The organism is Pseudoalteromonas sp. HM-SA03 (genome assembly GCF_002289345.1).
In the GTDB taxonomy this organism is placed as follows: Bacteria; Pseudomonadota; Gammaproteobacteria; order Enterobacterales; family Alteromonadaceae; genus Pseudoalteromonas.
Genome location: NZ_NSDG01000097.1, coordinates 1 through 19,878, shown reverse-complemented (window position 1 = coordinate 19,878; position 19,878 = coordinate 1). Strand labels below are relative to the sequence as shown.

Sequence of the window (19,878 nt, the reverse complement as noted above, 5' to 3'; positions counted from 1 at the left end):
CTGACAGGGTGAAATCATTGTGCTTTAGGGACTGGATAAATCTGACCAGTTAATTATTCAAAATGGTATAAACTCGCTCCTACCACAGTATAGGCACAGTGCAACATGGTAGGAGGTGGTTCACCCGCCGATGGGTTGTAATGAAGTTCCGGCTCAAAAATAATGTGGAACACCCATGTACATCAAAACCCGTTGCAGCAATGCGACGGGTTTTTTCTGTTTGGGGTATAGAAAATCTCGCGAGGTAAACTCGCTCCCACCACAGTATCAGCACAGTGCAACATGCTAAGAGGCGGTTTACCCGCCAATGGGTTGTAATGAAGTTCCGGCAAAAAACCATGTACATCAAAACCCGTTGTAGCAATGCGATGGGTTTTTTGTTGTTTGGGGTATAGAAAATCTCGCGAGGTAAACTCGCTCCTACCACCGAATACACAGCATTGTGGGAGTGCACGCATCCATGCGTTCATTTCCTGAGTTGCTAAACTGCGTTTCTGAATTTGATTATGAAAAGACGACGGTTTTATTGCCGTTAATGAAAAGCTTATGCTCGCAGGCTAATTGTAACGCGTTACAAAATACTGTTTTTTCAATGTCTCTACCGATTTTTGCCATCTCCTCGGCATTTTGAGCATGACTAACTTGCGTGACATTTTGGGCAATAATAGGCCCTTCATCTAATTCATCATTAACAAAGTGAGCAGTAGCACCAATAATTTTCACGCCACGTTCAAATGCCTGATGGTAGGGTTTTGCACCGATAAAGGCTGGCAAGAATGAGTGGTGGATATTAATAATTTTCCCGTCAAAGCGTGAGACAAATTCCGGTGTTAAGATCCGCATATACTTTGCCAAGCCAACAATATCAGGATCATATTGTGCGATTAAGTCGGCCATTGCACTGTCGTGTTCAGCTCTACTCAACCCTTCATGTGATACCAGATGAAAAGGAATACCAAAGCCTTTAACAAGGGGTTCCAACGTATCATAGTTTGCGATAACTGCTTGTACTTCAATATTGAATGCTTGTTCATAGTGTTTAAGCAACACGCCGCCTAAGCAGTGCGCTTCCTTCGTCGCAAGCAGCACCACTTTTGTTCGTTCTTGTCCGTATAGGTTTAATTTGGCGCCAGTTGGTAGTGACTGACGAAGTTGTGTCAGAAAGTTATCACTGGGTGTGCCTGTAATCTCTGTACGCATAAAGAAGCGCTGTCCTTCTTTATCTACAAATTCGTTATTACGTGTGATGTTTAGGTCGTGCTCATGACAAAGGCTCGTGATCTTCGCGATCAGTCCTATGTCATCTTTGCACTCTGTCGTTAGTATGTAGCTCATTTCCTCATTCCAATTCGTCTAAGCGAACTTTCAGAATACTGTGAATTGGCAGTGAGATAAATGCTTAACAACAAAAAACTTTGGTCAATTTTATTTGACCACGACAACTGAAATGTCACGTCTTAAAAAAGCACTAAGTGTTGAGAAAGTTCACTTCAAAATACGTGTTCAACCTTTTTAAGGTTGGTATTACTGTGATGACTAATCATTAATTCGTTCGCAACTTTTGTTGCTTTTACTACCTCAGGGATATTAGATGAGAACTTTTACATTCCGCCCCTATATATTGCTACTTTGTGGTTTCTTATCTGCGTGTAATGACTCTAGCCCAGAAAAAAACGAACAAAACGCTAAAACAAGTTATAAAGTGGTCACAACTTATACTGGGGCTGGGTCGATAGTTCCTGAGAGTCTAAATATAGAAGCGGGTTCCTCTGCCACCTTTGAGCTGCGGCCTGACGAAGGGTATTACCTTGCAGATGCTACGGGATGTCACGGTCTTTTGGACAAGGAGAAGCTTAATTATCATGTCAATAATGTGAATGACAGTTGCAGTATTGACGTTTCATTCAAGCCTTTAAAGTTATCTATAAAAACAAATTTTCCAGAAGGTGCAAGTTTGTCGCTGGATAAATCTGACTACTTTTACGGTGATAGTCTTTCTGCTCAACTGATATTGGATGCTAGTCATAAAGTAGAGAGTATAACTGGTTGTCAAGGTCAATTAGTCGGAGAGTATTATCAAGTAGCTAAACTTGTAGAAAGTTGCGAAATATCACTCAAAACCTTAACACCAAAACGAACGTTTACTGATGAAAAAAGCGGTCAGCAACTTCAAGTTAAGGTTCTAGATAATGCTGGAGTTATTGCTACAAGCAGCCAAGGAATTATCTCAAAAGATGAACCAAACTTGCCAGCGATGAGTAACGATATTGTACTGCCATTCCAGTTACTTGCGATAGATATTGCAACAACTCCGGGTGCAGATGTCTTAGTTGAACTAACTTACCCAAGTGCAGTTTCAGAGCAATCTCGTTACATTAAGAGCGATGGGGAAACGTGGTATTTTATGCCTACTGAATTCGCCCAGCTTGCTGCTGATAAGCGTAGTATTGTTTTACATCTCCAAGATGGTGGTTATGGTGATAGTGATGGAGTTGCCAATGGGATAATTAAAGATCCCGGGGGTATAGCAGAATTACAAAAAATAACAGTACAAGGCATTGCTTATGAAGGTGGTAGTATTTCACCTAACACACAAACTGTTAGCTATGGCGACTCAACGATTTTCACGCTTTCGCCTGATGAGGGCTTTGGGATAAGTGATGTTACAGGATGTAGTGGTACTCTGACGGGCAACACATACACTACCGGTATGGTTACTTCTGCTTGCCAAGTCAGCGCTAGCTTTAGTCCGCACACTTTCAACGTAGATGCTAGTGCAGGTGAGGGCGGTGGTATTTCACCCAGCACACAAACGGTAAGCTATGGCGATAGCGCCACTTTTACTCTTGTGGTAAATGAAGGCTATGAGATAAGTGGAGTAACAGGATGCAACGGCACGCTTACTGACAACACCTACACCACAGGCGTGATAACGTCTGCTTGCCAAATCAAGGCTAGCTTTAGTCAACAAACTTTTACTGTGGATGCGAGTGCTGGTGAAGGCGGTGGTATTTCACCCAGTACACAAATTATTAATTATGGTGATACTACCCGCTTTACTGTAGCACCAGATGTTGGATTTAGCATCGCTGAAGTATCTGGGTGTAACGGAACACTTGTTGGTAATGTTTACACGACTAGTCGTATTACCTCAATTTGCCAAATCAGTGCGAGTTTTACCCAAGGCTTGCTTACTGTTACCGCAACAGCAAGCGCAGGCGGGAGTATTTCCCCCAGTACGCAAACGGTAACTTATGGCGATATTGCCAGCTTTACACTCACGCCCGATGAAGGCTATGAAATCAGTGAAGTAACAGGGTGTAACGGGGTATTAAATGGCAGTATTTATAGTACAGGAGAAGTAGCTTCCAACTGTGCAGTAGAAGCAAAATTTAAAAACAGTGCTGAGCCAACAGTTGAATATACAATAAATGCAAGCTCCAGTTACGGCGGGACTGTTACACCTAATCAAAAGGTGGTTGTTTCTGGCCAAGGTGTAGAGTTTGTTATTTCCCCTGATGACGGTTACTTCATATATAGTGTTCAGGGTTGTGATGGGGTATTGAGTGGTAGTCGTTACACAGTATCGAGCGTTTCCTCTAGTTGTAATTTATATGTACAGTTTAAGGAAAAACCAGAGCTTAATCCTCAATTGAGCATTGTGTCTCTTAACTCAATATCTACCCGCGAATTGGAGGTTGTATGGTTGGTAACTGATAGTGGTGTGAGTACACTTGAGTTGACTAATATGTCATATCAAATTTTTGTCTCTGAGTCGCCCATTGTGGATGTGAATAGCTTGCAGCCTTGGCAAGTGGTAGAAGGCGCATTAAAAGTCGATTTGAGCGGTTTGGCGTCGAATACAAAGTATTACTTGCGTGTTATGACAGAACTAAATGGCGACAATATCATTTCCAACCAATCAGAAGTGACTATGCCAGCTGCTGATGCAGTAAACACTTCAGTAAATCACTCTAAACCTGAGGAGCTTGGTTTAGAAACGCTATTGGTCGAAGATGATAGCGTTACTTTTAAGAGCACAAGTAATGAATTGGATCTACAAGTAGGTGATGTCATTCACCATTCAACTGTTGATTCGAGCAATGAAAATTTCTACCTGCGAAAAGTCACAGGCGTTACAAAGAGTAAAGACGAAGTGGTTGTCAGTACAGAAAGAGCGAGCTTATCAGAGCTGGTAGAGTCTGGCAGTTTTGCTAGTCAATTTACTTTGTTTGAGCCTGTAGAGTATAAGTCACCTGCTACCACTGGTATTAAAAAGCTAACTCAACAACAGCTGACTCAGTTTAGCCAAGCTAATTACCAAATATCCTCTGAGCTTAAAGCAGATAAATTAGAGCGACGCATGGTAATGAGAGATGCGGGTTTAGTGGCAATAGAGTCGATCCATAAGTCGTCGTCAAAAGAAGTGAGCGATGCGATAGCAATCAATCAGTCGCTCAAAGAGGCTACTAGAAAGCAGCCTTGGTTTGAGCAGCTTAAAACTAATCCACTCTCTCAAGCCGTAAGTATTCAAAGTAATGTAAGTGAACATGGTGTAGTTATATCCGGTTTTCCGGATGAGTTAAACGGTGTTTATAGCGATCGTTTTACAGCGACGGGCAATGTCTCTTTAGTTAAACCACAGGACTATGTGATTGAAAATGTGGGAGTAACACTAAACAACAATAAAGTTGAGGCTAGAGAGGAAAACTACGGTTCACTGATTTCAGTAACTAAAGTTACAAGCACTAAACGCATTATCGAGTTTGGTTGGCAACCGGAAGAAGTGCATGGAGTGAATGAGGGGGAAGCCTTCAAACTTAATATTGAAGTTAAAGTGCGCGAGTTAGATTGTAAGTTTTTCTGTGACAAGACCATAGAAGCCGAAGTGCCAATTTATATCCAAGAGGTAAGCCAAGAGATAGACGATGGTATCACAGCAACATTACCGACGAACCGCCTGGCCAAGCTTGGCGAAACACTCGAATTAGACTTTTTCGCCGAAATCAAAAAGCAAAGCGATAGAGAGGATGGCATAAAAATTACGGATTACCGAGTCAATGAGTTCACATTAGACGATAAGCCCTTTCCGCTACCTAGTTTTAAGGCTGGTTTTCAAGAGCAAGATTTTCAGGCAGCAGATAAATTATTGTGGACCCCCACTGAGGTTGAGCTAGAGGCATTTGAATCTGCCTTTGAAGAACATGGCGAAGTGCTCCCGTTTGAACTTGCAGTAGAGGTTTTTGCTGAGGATGTAAATGACGAAGGGTTACTAGATAAACACCAAAAAGGAAGTCTTATTTTAACCGTTAAACTTTTCTTGCAAAAAGATATGTCCCTTGATTTAGCATCACGAAAGGTTGAGCTTTACTCTTCAAAGAATGCTGAGCTTGGGTTCGAGTACAAGATGGATTTTACTCCAAAACTTGATATTGGCGTGGATCTTAAGGGGGCCAAAGTCGATCACGCGAGGTTAATTTTAGGTGGGCAACTAAACTTTGAACTAGATACGTTTGCAAAAATGCATCATAGCTTCAGTAAGTCGTTTAAAACTGGCGATATGGATGTCAAGGACGACAGTGGTCAAACCAAGTTCGATGCCGCATCTTTATACAGTAAAACATACTATAAGGCTTATGTTGTTGGGGGGATCCCCGTTGTTCAGAAAATTGACTTTGTAATCGATGCAGAAGCCACCTTCAATGCTGATGCGAGCATCGAGTTTGAAAAAGACTACGATTACGATAAATACTTTGAGATGGGTTTAGTGTATGAACAAGGTCAGTGGCAAAAAATTAAAAAGGATGGTGAAGAATCATCTCTAGAATTTGAAGTGGATATTGCTGCAAACGCGAGTTTTACGGTTAAACTCATTCCAAAATTGAGTACAACCTTCTATGAGGTGGCAACATTAGGACTGGCATTAGAGCCTTCTTTAAACGCCAGCCTTGGTATTGAAGGCGTTCTACAAGTAGGCGAGCGTACCCAAGAAGACTTTTACAATTATCGCCTTCATGATGCCACTGCTGCTTATCACATCGCATTGACGGGGTGGGCTGATTTAAGTGTTTGGGAAAAAGAGCTTTTTAGATACCCTAAAGACAAAGAAAGGGTAACGATTTGGGAGTATCCAGCTCCTGATAATGCTGAACAACAGCGAAACGCCACTTTATTCAGTGTGCCTACCATCGAGCTACCAGCAACAAGTGCTATTCAATCTATACGAGGTGGCACGCTAGATATTGCTGCCAATGTTACACCAGGGCGAAACGTTTTTATTAGCAGTAAACTTAATCAATTCAAGCCCAACTATCAGCCTTGGCAGGTATTTACACTATCAAAAACCGATGATGTAGCTGGTAAGCCTGAGCTTGATGTTGGTAGTGATCCATACACGGTTTCTTTCAGTGGCAAGGTGGGTAATGTTTACACGCTTTATTTTGTCGGACATGAGTCTACATTCGGGCGCTTAGGTCGCAATTATGAAGCTATCGAATTGGACTATAGCGATTCCGATGCTGACGGTATGCCAGCGTATTGGGAAAGCAGTTATTGCCTAGCGTCAACGAATACTGGATATGGTCCCAATGATGACACGGATGGTGATGGCTTAAGTAATTTGGAGGAATATCAGTTAGGTACAAAGCCAAGCACTTGTAATGGCTCTAATAGCAGTCAAGACAGCGACGGCGATGGTATGCCCGATGGTTGGGAAGCTAAATATGGCTTAGATCCACTATTAGATGATGCTCAACAAGATCCCGATGGTGATGGTATCGTAAATATCGAAGAATATCAGGCCGGCACAGCTCCATCGCCGGTGAGGAATCAAATAAAAGCCATTAAAATCCTTGGAAAGCAGAGCTTAGAACATGGTGAAAGCGCGCAATTTATAGCGCAAGCCAGCTATAGTGATAACAGTACCGAGCAAGTGCAAGGTTTATGGCAGCTTAGTGAGGAGTATGAAAGGGTACGACTAGAGCATTCAGGCTTACTTATTACGCAAGCTTCAGATCAAACACAGGTAATAACCCTGTCTGCCGAATTTTTGGGGGTAAGTAACTCCTTAAAAGTAACTCTTACACCTACACAGATTAATACTCCACCGATTGCTGATGCTGGTAATGATCAAGTGGCTCTAGCTGGTAACAATGTCACTTTAGATGCAACAAGTAGCAGTGATGCTGAGGATGATAAGGCACAAAGACCACTTGCATATTATTGGGAGCAAGTTGACTCGACTGAGCACGTAGTTTCTTTAAGCGGTAATAATATCACAATGCCAACCTTTATTGCCCCCGATGTATTTAAAACTACAACATTGAAATTTGAACTGACAGTTACCGATAGTCAAGGCTTGAGCCATAAGGACAGTATTGAAGTCGTTATTGAACCTAATGCGAGTGACCTAAAGAGTATTAATATTCATGAGGCGGAAAAAGGTGTTGCAGTCTTAAGAGGTAAAGGTGATGAGGGGCTAACAACGACAATTCTTTTGTATTTTTCTGATGGCGCAATAGCGCACTGGAACTATCACGAAGAAGTTAAAGATGATGAGACTGGAGAAATTACGATAGCTTCATCTGATTCTAATCTAGGCCATTGGGAAATTATTGAAGATAGCCTTTTTGCTGTGCAAAATAGGCTGGAGATTCGCATTAACGGTGGAAATATTATTGAAGGGACTGATATTCCTTTATATGAAGATGGTGTCGCAACAAACTTTTCAGTTGTCAAAGTAGACAAGAAAATGGAAAGGTATTCCACTAAAGTTCATTCTAGTGACATAGTGGGCTTTGCATTTGAAACTATTGGAGCTACAGAGGACTTAGTATTTCGTATTATCTCTGACACCGAAGTTCGTGTAAATAGTGTTCAGAACCCTGAAGCGATTGAAACATATCGATGGAAATGGGATGAAGACTTTTTGATTTATGTCGAAAATGGTGAGTGGCAAGGACAACTTTATTCCCGTAGATATGATATCCAAGTGGGAGAAAAGTTAGGATCGGAACACTTAACTGTAGCTGCGATAAGGGCAATGCCACCTATTCGAACTCCAATAGAAGAGTTAAAGTTTACGGATTTAAATCTTGAGCAGTGTGTGAATGATGAAATTGAAAGGAGGGGATATTTGGCTGCAGAACAAATAACTGTTCTCAACTGTACCAGTTTAAATATTCAAGATGCAGCAGGCTTGGAGCAACTTACGGGTCTAACCGAGTTAAATTTAAGCAATAACCAACTTACCTCAATAAACTTAGATGCTAATCAGGCACTTACTAGTGCAGATCTTCGCGGCAACTCGTTTACCCAGCAAACGCTTGATTACCTAGCCACGGTTACGCACATCAGTGACTTAAAATATCATACTACCGCTCCACCATCAGCGGCCACAGGCAAACTCAACGACACCGGCATTACTTGGTGTGCTAACGGCCGCACGAACAACCGAGATTGCCCAGTTTCAGGCTATGAAGGCCAAGATGCCGAGTATGGCCGTGATGCGCTCGCTGCAAAAGAGCAGTTGCAAAAAGTGGGTGGTGGCAAAGGTGGCTTTGACTTTACCAAGCTCGATGCCAATGGTAATGACTTGCCTGAATCCGCTTCTGAATGGTCTTGTGTAAGGGATAACCACACTGGTCTTATTTGGGAAGTGAAAACTAACGACGGTGGTCTGCACGATAAAGACGACAGCTATAACTGGTATAACCCTGATAACAACACTAACGGTGGACACCCCGGATATCAAAATGACGGTGGTGATATGTGTTATGGCTACAACACCGATAATGCAGACACATTTTGCAACACCCATGCCTTTGTTGAACGGGTAAATGCCCAAGGTTTATGTGGCTCTAGTGATTGGCGAATGCCTAACAAAGAAGAGCTGCGCTAAATTGTAGATTACAGCACTACGGGTCCCACAATAGATACCAGCTACTTTCCTCAAACACTAAGTGGTTGGTATTGGTCGAGCTCGCCCGATGCCTACTACAGTAACGTCGCGTGGTACGTCTATTTCAGTAATGGCAGCGGCAGCCTCAACAATAAGTACTACGGCGGGCACGTTCGATTGGTTAGAGCCGGACAGTAATTGGCTTTTGGATTAAGTGAAATGAGCTATAAGCTATGTAGCTGGAGCCGGCGCCGCTCAATAACATCCATGTTATCGCGGCAATGGTGCATCCCTGCCACCGTAGGCGCGATTTTATATCGCGCTGTGTTGCGTTGGGGTGATAAGCGCTATAAAACCGCGGCTACGGACGTATTGGATTAATGCTGCAATATAAAATAATGAGGAAATAACCTATGAAAACATCAACAACATTTTTACTTACACTACTGGTGTTTGGGGGAGCTTTTAATGTAGCTTACGGGGAATGCAAGGATAATATAACCCCTTCAACCCCAACTAACCGCTTTACCCTTAACGATAACGGCACGGTAACCGACAACCAAAGCGGGCTTGTGTGGATGCGCTGCAGCTTAGGGCAAACCTGGGATGGCAGCACTTGCACAGGCAGTGCATCTACTTACACTTGGGCACAGGCTTTGGCTAGTGCTGATGAAAGCAATTATGCGGGTTTTAGCGACTGGTATTTGCCTAATATTAAAGAGCTCAACTCAATTGTAGAAACCGCGTGTTATGACCCAGCAATAAATCAAACTGTATTTCCTAACACTCCTAGTAGCGGTTATTGGTCGAGCTCGCCCTATGCCAGCTACTATGGCAACGCGTGGTACGTCTATTTCGGTTATGGCGGCGACGGCAACTACGCTAAGGGCCACGGCGTACACGTTCGATTGGTTAGAGCCGGCGTCGCTCAATAACATCCATGTTATCGCGACAATGGTGCGTCCCTGCACGGCTCAGTAATTGGCTTTTGGATTAAGAGAAATTAGCTATGAGTCATGTGGTTAGAGCCAGCGTCGGTCAGTAACATCCATTTTATCGTTGCAAGGGGGCATCCCTGCACGGCTCTGTGATTTGGTTTATTAAGTCGTTCAGCGTGATTGGTGAAGGGTTACGTCCACAGTTTGTATTGTAATGGGCATAGTGGCCTACCTTTACCGGAGCGATATTTATGGTTGTGATATTCTATTGCATGTTAATGCTTGTTTTATCAGCTTATGCAGTGAGTTATTCGCCATATAAGCATGGTGCAAACCATTATAGTTACCCCTATAACTGCACCGATAAAGATAAAGTGGTGCGCCACTAAATAACGGCAACAGTCCCACTAAGCGATAGCGAACAGGCACGATTGCAAAATATCTTTCATGAGAATCATGGATTCGCTGCAAAGCGTGGTTTTGTTGATTAACTAGGCTAATACTGAGAGGTAAATGCGCTGCTACTCACAAGTGGTAGCGAATAGCAGCGGGAGGGCTGGATTACATTTGGCTTTCACCCATGAAACAATACCGAAAACCGTCCTTGAGATACACACCAGTAGCCTAGATCGCTAATGATCAGCAATTTATAGTTATTGCCTCTGCCGTTAAAAAGCGCAGGATCAAGCTCATAGCGGCCAGTATTAGCAATATGAGTAGAGAACAGGTACCAGCGTTTATTATAAACGGCATCAATGTTCACATCGGTGCCACTGCCCAACCCTTTGGTGCTGTCGTGGAGTACATAAAAGTGGAGGTATTTCCCTTGTAATGTGTTGGGATCCCAAGTTATCTCACTGGTTTTTCCTACGGTATATATGTCAAAAGCGTTGGGGTAAGTAATGGCTTCCACTAATAGGTCAGGGTTAAAAAAGTGCTCTAACCCGTTGTCTTTAGCAACACCGGAAGCAATCGAGAACAATCCGTCGGATAAACTCCAATAACCTAGTTCAGAAACCAAAAGTACTTTATATTTATTCGCGCCATTAGCCATAAAGTCGTAAGGATCTATAGTGAACTTTCCATTATTGGCAATATTGCTGGCGGCATGTTTCCAACGGACAGATTTTATTCCCGAGAACTGCTTATAACTATTGTCTGGTCGGTGCGTGTCATGATTAATAAAGAGATTGAGCGTGTTACCCGGTAATTTTGATGCCTCCCAAGTAATTTCGTAATCGGTGCCAATGGTCATGACTGTATCCCTTTTGGGAAGGTGAATAGATTGGACATATTGACTCGGTGTGATCTGTATATCAGCGTCTGGTAATGTGAATTGCTCTTTACTGGCATCCAGCTTTTTGGCGGTGAGTACCAAGTTAGGTTTATCTTGCTCAATAAGCTCGTTAGGTATAACACGGTTGAATGCCAGTAAATTATGAGCAAGCAGTGGGTTTTGGTTGGCATATTGAAGTAAATAACCTGTTATTTCAGGTACTAGCGCTTCCCTATGTTGATGTCTAATAAGTAAAGTTACCCAATCAGTTATTTGCTGAGGGGTCATTATTTTTAGTGAATCAAGGGACAAACTCAAGCTATTCTTTAGCACTGTTCTATGGCTGTTATTCAGTGCTAGCCAGATATCAAAATAGCGCTGGTTTTGGATTGGATTATTTTCAAGCCACAGCTTGGCATCTTCTTGTAGTAATTGGGTTTCACCCAACTCAGCTCGTAGTAATATCAAGTCGTACAAGGCTGAGTTACAGCTAGGCTTGTTTAAACTGCAAATTGCATAAGCTCGCGATAAAAAAGTTCGTGCCGGATAAATATCATTTGCTGCAAGGTAATAACGATATTGATCTAATAGCGCTCGAAAGTGAAGGCCATTATGAAGCGGGGCGAGCTGTTCTAATATATAAGTTGCCTGATTCATAGAGCGTTCTTGATTTGCTAAGTTTCCTAACTGTGCATAGCTTTTGGCAGCAAGTAAATGCAGAGCCGCAAGTTCACCATGCAAGGGGTGGTAGGTTTGTTCTGCTAGCTTAATTAATTCATTTAATTGTTGTATTAGCGTATTGTCACCAAGGTTTGCTTTTATATCGATGGAAAATAGACTTAACCAAAGTTGATGCCGCATTGATTGGGCTTTTGGTTTAAGCTCTTCAAGTAAATTACCGACTTGTGCCGAGTTAACCCATTGATTCTCTATAGCGCGCTTTAGAATCACTAGGCGTAACTCATTGAGCGGCTCTGCCACTAAAAAATCAATAAGCTTAGTCTGCTGCGACTTGCTGGTGGGCTCAACTAACAACCAATTCAGTTGCTCCTTTCGTTGTCCTGCTGGTAGAGCGTTTATCTGTTTTTGCAAGTCACTAAGCCTTTGCAGCTGGTATAAACTGAGCGCTGTTAGCTCGTTTATAGCATCTGTCTGTACTTGGTTGGATAAGACGTTGAGCACCCGCTCGTAATAGCCATGGGCATAAAGGCTTCGTGCGAGGGTATATTTGACTTGTATTTTACTTTTGCCATCTAGCTTGTCTGCATCGGCTTGTTGGCTGCCATAAGCCAACAAATCTGCAGTGGTAAAATGCTCTCCCTGCGGTACTTCTGGTGCAAAAGAGGCTAATAAATTTTGATAAAAATTAAGCAGTCCTTGCTGTTCTTCTGCATGTGCAAGCTTAGCTTGTTGGCTAATAAATAGCAGTGTGCTGACAACCGTTAATAGTGCGATAGCTAACGCTGAGAGCGTAACGGTAACCGGGGCACGTTGGAACTTTTTATTTAGTAAGTAGAATACGTTGTTTTTGTACCAGAGTATGGCTCTATGTTCTTGATAGTTTTTGATATTCGTTGCAAGTTCTGCCGCAGATATAAAGCGCTTGTTGCGATCTGTTTCGGCAGCTCTGTTGAAGATAGCTAGTAGTTCTTTATTCGACGCCTGTATTAGCTTTAATANTTGCCAAGACTATACACATCACTTTGCGTGGTTAATGGCTCTCCGGTAAGTTGCTCGGGGCTGGCGTAGTCTCTGCTTAGTCCATTGATATACGCTGAATAGGTCGCGTTACTTTGCTCGCTTAGCGTATGAGCTACGCCAAAGTCTACTAATTTTGGCTCGCCGAGTTTATCGACAAGCACATTCTCGGGCTTTAAATCACCATGAATAATTCGGTTTTGGTGAGAGTAGCTTACTGCATCACATATTTTAATCAGCAGCTTGAGTATGTCGTCATCAGTTCGCGTGGCACAAAACTGCTGTAAAGGTTCGCCCTCTATATATTCCATGATTAGGTAAATTAAGCCACTTTCTGTTGTGCCAACGTCGTACACTTTAGCAATATTGGGGTGGTTTAAGCGGGCCAAATATTGCGCTTCTTTAAACGCGAGTTCTTTTGAGGTTAATAAAGTGATTGATGGCGCAATAATTTTAATAGCGACTTGTTGTTCTAGTTGGCCGTCGCAGCGCTCAGCAAGATACACCACCCCCATACCGCCCGAGCCCAGTAGCGTTTTGAGTTTAAAGTGTTGGATCTGTTCACCAGTGAGTGAAAGCAAATCTTTATCTGTATCTAAAGTATCTACTTGAGCCGCAATGATATTGCTAAACAGAGTTTGTTGCACATTTTGTTCATGTGCTGCAATTAATGCCGTTACTTCATCTCTCAGTTGTGGTGACAATTCGACTATGCTATTTAAACCCGTGGTCAGGTTTTGAGAATAATTGTCAAGTAAGTGATCAAATACGCTGAGCGCATCATTAAAAGTCATAGAGCTTCCTTTATTATTTTACGCATTTACCCTGATAAAGGCTTTTGCGGCTTTGAGCTCTCTATAAACAGTCGCTGTTGAAATATTAAGTTGTTGAGCCAATTGCTCAGGCTCGAGGCCCAAAAAATAATGCTGTGAAAAAATATCTGCTTTTGTTGGGTGTTGTTTCGCAAGTAGTGAAAGGGCACTATCTAGTGCTAGATATTGATCAGGAGGTGCCTCTGTAGCTTCTTCAATCCAATAAGTAGGTGGTGTTCTCTTTTGTGCTTTTAATTTGCGAATTTCATCTCGTAGCATATTACGTACAAAAAGGCTTAAGTAGCGATTAAAGTGTGTCTTATGCTCAATGCCATAGCTTGGAGGGATCAATTCCATTAAGGATTGGTGCAAAAGACAGGTAGTATTAGGTAAATGGCTCAGGATGAATGTCGCGTCCACTTGTTTCTTATGTGCTTCAAGGTGCAAACTACACACGGTTTTTAAGTGGTTATAAACTAAAGCTTTAAGCTTTTTTTCACTTTCTTTGCAGCCTCTTTGCCAGTCGGCCAGTAGTGCAATGATATCCATACGCATTCCCTATCTTGTTATTACTTTAATTATCCTAGCAACAAATAGGTATCAAATGTAATTAATTTCTAACTGGGTGAGAAAATCTCATTGTTTTTTCGTTAGGACGACTTTTGTCAGGCTGTTCTACAGTGAAGCTATCACTTAGGTGTAACTGCATCGCAATGAAAACACGTAAAGAACCGTGTTGCGTTACTTTAAAGGACCGAGGAGGGATATCCATGAAAAATAAATTTACGTTGAGTTGTATTGCCTTGAGTTTGCTATTGGCGGGTTGTGGCTCTGATGATTCATCTTCAGACATTCCAAATAATGATAATTCAGGAGATAAAACCACTGATACTGATAAGGTGCCAGTGATAGCAAACATTTCGGATGTTACAGTCGATGAAAAGGCGACAGCAACAATTACAGCAGATGTTAAAGATGAAGGTGAGGTGACTTTTGTTTGGGAACAAATCAGCGGCCCTGATTTGGCCTTAGAGGGGGCGAATAGTAATAAGCTTGATGTTACCGCTCCTGCTACAACAGACAATGAAGTGGCAAAATTACGCTTGACGGTGACCGATGCGAGTGAGCAAACGGCTACTACAGATGTAACCGTAAACATTAATCAGCTGTTCGACCAAGTTACATTAGAGGGTAGGGTAATAGGCGTTGACTTGGCGGGGGGGTCTGTCAGTGCTCAGTACGATGAAAACAACAGTGTTGCGCAAATTGATGAAGATGGTGAGTTTAGCGTATCGTTGAAACAAGATGATGACGCACCAACCTCCGCTATTGTTTCTCTATATGCTCAAGGGGTCGATGACAAAGGTGCGATCGAGCTGCAGTCCTACACCTTAAGCTTTGCCTCTTTACAATCTCAAGCAGGTGATGACAACAAACTGTCTGATGATGAACTTATACAATTACAATTATCACCGTTTAGCAGTGCTACCGCAGCTTCATTGGAAGCACATAATGGCGATACCATCAAAACTTTGGAGCAGCTGCAACAAAGCTTGGTCAGTATAGATCATGGGCATAGGATGAATAGCGCAATTGTTTATCAATTATATCTAGATGAGCAAAATTTGACTGTGACCCCTCCTCCAGTCAGTGGACTTGCGAGCGACAGTGATACGGTACCACCTCCAACACCACAAAGTTCTCTGGATTGGTTAAAAGATACAGAGGTGTTTAGTCAATACTTGGAGGAAAAAATAGGCGCTCCAGAGTACGCTGACGCTAAAGCAAAATTGTTTGAAACCGAGCAGTTAAGCGTGATCTCATCTACCCCTGAAACATTGTATTTACCACATGGCTTGTACCAGCAAGGAGGGGGAGGTACGAAAGTAACCTTTAACCCTGATGGTACCGGAACGATTCAGGTTGGCGGTTTAAATGATTCGATAAATTGGCTATTTAAAGAAGGCTCCATAGCGATTACCCCGCAAAATGAGCGTATGCTGGAGTCGAGTTATAGCTATTTTGAATTGGATGAGCAAGGTAATGAGACTGAGGTGACTGTTGTCGAGTGGGCGAATAGCATTGCGATTAGTTTAAGAGAGCTTGAGCACAAAGCGCTGAGTGCTGAAATGTTAATCAGCATGAATAAAGAGTATCCAAACGGAGGAGGGGAAAATCGTAATGTTTTCTATATCGCAGAAAGTGCAGCGTATAGTAATAATAACCATCAAAAGATGGATATTACCGTTGGCCAAACGGTTAGCTTACCGTTACTCAGCTACAATAGTTTAACTGAAGATTCAGGGTTTAGTTCTGCTTTATTCACGTTTGATACTAGCAATAGTGGCACGCTTCATTTATCGAAAGGTGAAACAGCTTCCTTCAATTGGCAGTATTCGGGACAAGGTGTAAATCAAAAAGTCGTAATAGATGTACCGACTTTAGACTTTAACTTTGAATATCAGCTGCTAACACCACAGGCCGGTAAGTATATGGTTTACGGTAAAGTACAACAGTCAAACGATTCAAGTACTGCCGTCGGAACGGCCTATAATTTAGAACCGGAAGCTAACTGGGTTAAAGAAGAAATCGTAGGCGTATGGAGTAAACGGTATGCAGGGAGGTATTTTGATTCGTTTTGGTATGAGCTCTATGATGATGGTAAGTCGTACTCGGTTTACACTTTTGACTCCAATTATGACGGCTCTCTGACAGAGGATGAGGTTGATGTAGGTTATGGTAGTTGGGAGCTGGAAAATGGTGAACTTACACTTCATAGCTATCCGGATCCCAATTGTACATTTACTGGCTGCCAAGTATTAAACTCACGTACCTTTACTATTTTGAGTAAAACACCACATAAATATGCTATTCAAGCAGAAGTTAATTATGTCGATGGTTGGTCTGTCCATCGAGCCTTTGATTTAACGGCTCATACAGCCCGCCCGTTAAGCCAGTATTTACCAGAGTCACTGATTGGCACTGTGCTACCACAGTTTGCGCCTAATCATCATGTTCCAAATTTGGTTGATGTTGAGTCATTAATCGATAAAGAGCTCTATACCCTCGAACATGATAACTGGAGTAACCAAGTGATCAGTTCACTCTATTTAGAGCAAGGTGGAGAGTTTACTTATTCAGGAACTCAGAATATGACCGGAGATTTCGACCTTAAGGCAGATCACCGTGTTCGTTTAGAGGTTGATGAACGTAGTTTGTATTTTGCTATTTTAGCAGAGCAGGACAACACTTATCTAAGCGGGTTTGATGGTAATGTAAGTCCATATTTTACCCAAAAAGGCAGTGCCGAGAGCTATGCAAAGGCGGTGAAACAAACGGAACCTGTAGCCTCTTTTAAAGACTTACAAGGCCGGGCTATTTTTATGGCTGATAGAAGCCAAGAAGGTGATTGGGTAATTACTTACTTTGTTGTAAATGAAGAAACAATCACAGTATATGCCGATGCTGACTTTAGCGAAGTACAAGCGACGATGGACTACGCTCAAAACGAAGATGGCAGTGTAATTATTTCCGGTAATAAATTGTTTATTGCACAGCATAATAGCCAGTTTAGTACAGTGGTCACTGTTGACGGTGAAGGAAGAGATTTTAATTACTTCTTTTATACAGCCGAACAAGTTAGCGACTTCGTAGAAGCTGCAAATCAATTACAGGCACTGGCATCACACTAGTTCTTGCTTAACTTTACAATAATAGTAAAGCTTTGATATCCGCGACTAAAGCCTAAGTTTACTTAGGCTTTTTTCATCACCGTCCATGGTTGAGCAGGGCCTTGAGTTTTGCTGGCTTTACTGGCTTAGACAGGTAATGGATTTGCTCACTTTTAGCGGCGATTTTTACTTCTTCATCCCTCACGGCGGTAATTAAAATAGCTGGAACCGTATCCTGCCAAACGGTGCGTAGTGATTTGATCAAAGAGATCCCATCACAGTTATCGTTTAGTTGGTAATCCATTAAAATAACATCAGGTGCGGGATTGTGTTTTGCGTAAGCTAGCGCGTTTTCTACTTTGTAAAACAGCTGATAGTGGCAATGCCATTTATCTAGCAGGCTTGCCATGGCCTCTAGGTTTTTCGGGTCGTCATCAACCGCGATGACATTAAGTTGAGTTTTGCTTTGTGGTTTTTGGCTTATATCTTCTTTTACTTGGAGTAAATCCTCATTGCCATAAGGTATGTCTATGGCAAAGCGGCTGCCTTGATTGACAATCGAGTTCACTGAAATCGTGATGGATAAGAGATCGCATAGACGTTTTACAACGCCGAGCCCAAGCCCAATACCTTTATTATCGCCCGCTTGAATACGATAAAAATCGTTAAATATCTTATTTTGTTCATGGTTTGAAATACCTGGACCGGTATCCCATACTTCAAGCCTCAAACTATGTTTACGGCGCCGACAGGCGATAAGCACTTTGCCACTGTCGGTATATTTAACGGCATTGGAAACCAGATTTTGAATGATTCGGCGTAGGTAAGTGGTGTCGCTGTGTACAATGCTGTGGGAGCTTCTTACCTTAAGTTCGAGACCTTTCTCTTTTGAAATGATGGCATACTCATTTGCCAGTGGTAATAAGATATCGTCAATGTTGAAGTGCCTAGGAGTGGGCTTCATTGCACCTTGCTCAAGTTTTGCAATATCCAAAAGCGCGCTCATCAGGTGCACGGTGGAGTCTAGGCTATCGGTGAGTTTTTCAAAGTTACCCTGATCTTTACTTATTAGATTGTGGGTATCAATCGCTGCTAAGTATAGGCGTGCGGCATTGAGTGGCTGCAAAATATCATGACTGGCAAGCGCTAAGAAGCGGGTTTTACTCTCATTTGCTTGTTCTGCTTCTTTTTTAGCGGCCATTAGTGCCTGCTCTGTTTCGTGACGATTGGCTATTTCCGCTTTAAGATCCATATTAATGGTGCGGATCTCTTGGGTTCTGGCTTCAATACGGTTCTCGAGATCCATATTGATTTCTTCCAGTGCATTTTGCGTCGCAATATGCGTGGTGATATCTGAAAAACTCGTCACAAACCCGCCTTCAGGAAGCGGGTTTCCCGTCATCTCAAATACTTGGCCATTACGACGGTGGCGAATAAAGTGGTGAGGAGTGCCATTTTTAAGATGTTGGACTCGTTTATCGACGTGTTTATCAATTTCTCCAGGTCCGCATTCACCGCGCTCGGCGTTAAAGCGGATCACTTCTTCTATCGGTTGTCCTACTTCTAAGAAACCATCAGGGTAGGCGAACATCTCGTGATAACGCTTGTTCCATGCAACTAGTTTTAGATCTTTATCAACAACCGAAATCCCATGGCTTAGATTTTCTAATGAGGTATAAAGTAGGTTTTGGTTGAACTGTAGTGCTTGTGTGGTTTCATCAAAAAAGTTAACCACCTCTTCAAATGCCATTTGGCGACCCGATGACACGGTACGGATCAGAGCTTGGGCAGATGAAGCACCGAGCACCCCCGTGAGTGCGCGCTCGCAGAATGAGATAAATTCAGGGGCTGGGTATGTGTCATTATCTTCTAAAATATTATTTTGAGCATAGTGCCCGAGCAATTGCTGACTGCGCTGAACGCCCAAGAAGGTTTGTAGCAGCACTTTAAAGTCATACACGGTAGCGCGAACTTGTTTATTCAAGCGTTTAGAGAGAGCAGCCTGATCTTTAGGGTTTACGAATGCCGCGGCCTGAATACGGTCGATTAGGCGCTCCTGTGCACCGATAGAAAAGCTAATATAGCAACTAATGTTGGCGAGCAGTGCAAGTAAAGTTCCTCGGGTGATAAGGGTCTGGCGCATTTCATAATCAAGTAATCCTCCTGCTTCCAGAATTGGAAACATAAGAAATAGCATCCAGCAGATAAAACCAGCGATGAGCCCCGCATATACGCCATACGCATGGCCTTTGCGCCAATAAAGTCCACCGACAATTGCAGGCAATAGCTGAGTCACCAATGAGAAGGCAACTAACCCCATATTTGCGAGTGCTTCACCATGACCAAACCATTGCTGGTACATATATGAAAGCAATAAGATTGCGGCGATAACAAAGCGTCGAACTAAGAGTATTTGACTCTTAAAACTGCTGTTTAGAATGTTTTTTTTAAATTTACGCTTGAACAACAAAGGCAATACTACATCGTTCGATAACATGGTGCTAAGTGTGAGAGTCGCAACGACTATCATGGCCGTTGCCGCTGATAAACCGCCGATAAATACAAATGTAGCGAGGATCGGATG

The 19,878-nt window shown here is 42.5% G+C and carries 7 protein-coding genes and 1 pseudogene; 3 read left to right on the top strand and 5 right to left on the bottom strand.

The features are described from left to right. Positions 1-504 precede the first annotated feature (504 nt). Positions 505-1,335 (bottom strand): formyltetrahydrofolate deformylase, encoded by an 831-nt coding sequence (gene purU, locus CKO50_RS18705; protein ID WP_095729385.1) that lies wholly within the window; start codon positions 1,333-1,335, stop codon positions 505-507. A 256-nt stretch (positions 1,336-1,591) separates the two neighbouring features. Between purU and CKO50_RS24880 the strand changes: the two are divergent. Beyond that, positions 1,592-9,097 (top strand): annotated as a pseudogene (locus tag CKO50_RS24880) (DUF1566 domain-containing protein). A gap of 215 nt (positions 9,098-9,312) precedes the next feature. Then, a complete protein-coding gene (locus tag CKO50_RS18690) occupies positions 9,313-9,834 on the top strand; it encodes a DUF1566 domain-containing protein (protein WP_095729384.1) in 522 nt (173 codons plus the stop codon). Positions 9,835-10,411: 577 nt separating this feature from the next. Here the strand turns inward: CKO50_RS18690 and CKO50_RS24875 are convergent. The 3 genes from CKO50_RS24875 to CKO50_RS18680 all read right to left on the bottom strand — a co-directional run bounded on the left by CKO50_RS24875 (position 10,412) and on the right by CKO50_RS18680 (position 14,172). Continuing rightward, a complete protein-coding gene (locus CKO50_RS24875) occupies positions 10,412-12,406 on the bottom strand; it encodes a hypothetical protein (protein ID WP_255230429.1) in 1,995 nt (664 codons plus the stop codon). A gap of 380 nt (positions 12,407-12,786) precedes the next feature. Next, positions 12,787-13,605: a serine/threonine-protein kinase gene (locus CKO50_RS24870; protein WP_255230428.1), complete on the bottom strand. Its 819-nt coding sequence runs from the start codon at positions 13,603-13,605 to the stop codon at positions 12,787-12,789. Between the two features lie 18 nt (positions 13,606-13,623). Further along, positions 13,624-14,172, bottom strand: coding sequence for an ECF-type sigma factor (locus CKO50_RS18680; protein ID WP_095729383.1), 549 nt, complete (start codon positions 14,170-14,172; stop codon positions 13,624-13,626). A gap of 221 nt (positions 14,173-14,393) precedes the next feature. On the opposite strand from CKO50_RS18680, the gene CKO50_RS18675 reads away from it, so the two are divergent. Beyond that, a complete protein-coding gene (locus tag CKO50_RS18675; protein ID WP_095729382.1) occupies positions 14,394-17,315 on the top strand; it encodes a hypothetical protein in 2,922 nt (973 codons plus the stop codon). Between the two features lie 76 nt (positions 17,316-17,391). On the opposite strand, the gene CKO50_RS18670 is transcribed toward CKO50_RS18675, so the two are convergent. Further along, on the bottom strand, positions 17,392-19,878 hold a 2,487-nt coding region (locus tag CKO50_RS18670), incomplete at its 5' end, for a PAS-domain containing protein (protein WP_141240166.1).

What these genes read in the sequence shown, in the direction of transcription:
- CKO50_RS18690 (WP_095729384.1), top strand. Translation starts at nt 9,313, where the DNA reads ATGAAAACATCAACAACATTTTTACTTACACTACTGGTGTTTGGGGGA.
- CKO50_RS18680 (WP_095729383.1), bottom strand. Translation starts at nt 14,172, where the DNA reads ATGGATATCATTGCACTACTGGCCGACTGGCAAAGAGGCTGCAAAGAA.
- CKO50_RS18675 (WP_095729382.1), top strand. Translation starts at nt 14,394, where the DNA reads ATGAAAAATAAATTTACGTTGAGTTGTATTGCCTTGAGTTTGCTATTG.
- purU (WP_095729385.1), bottom strand. Translation starts at nt 1,335, where the DNA reads ATGAGCTACATACTAACGACAGAGTGCAAAGATGACATAGGACTGATC.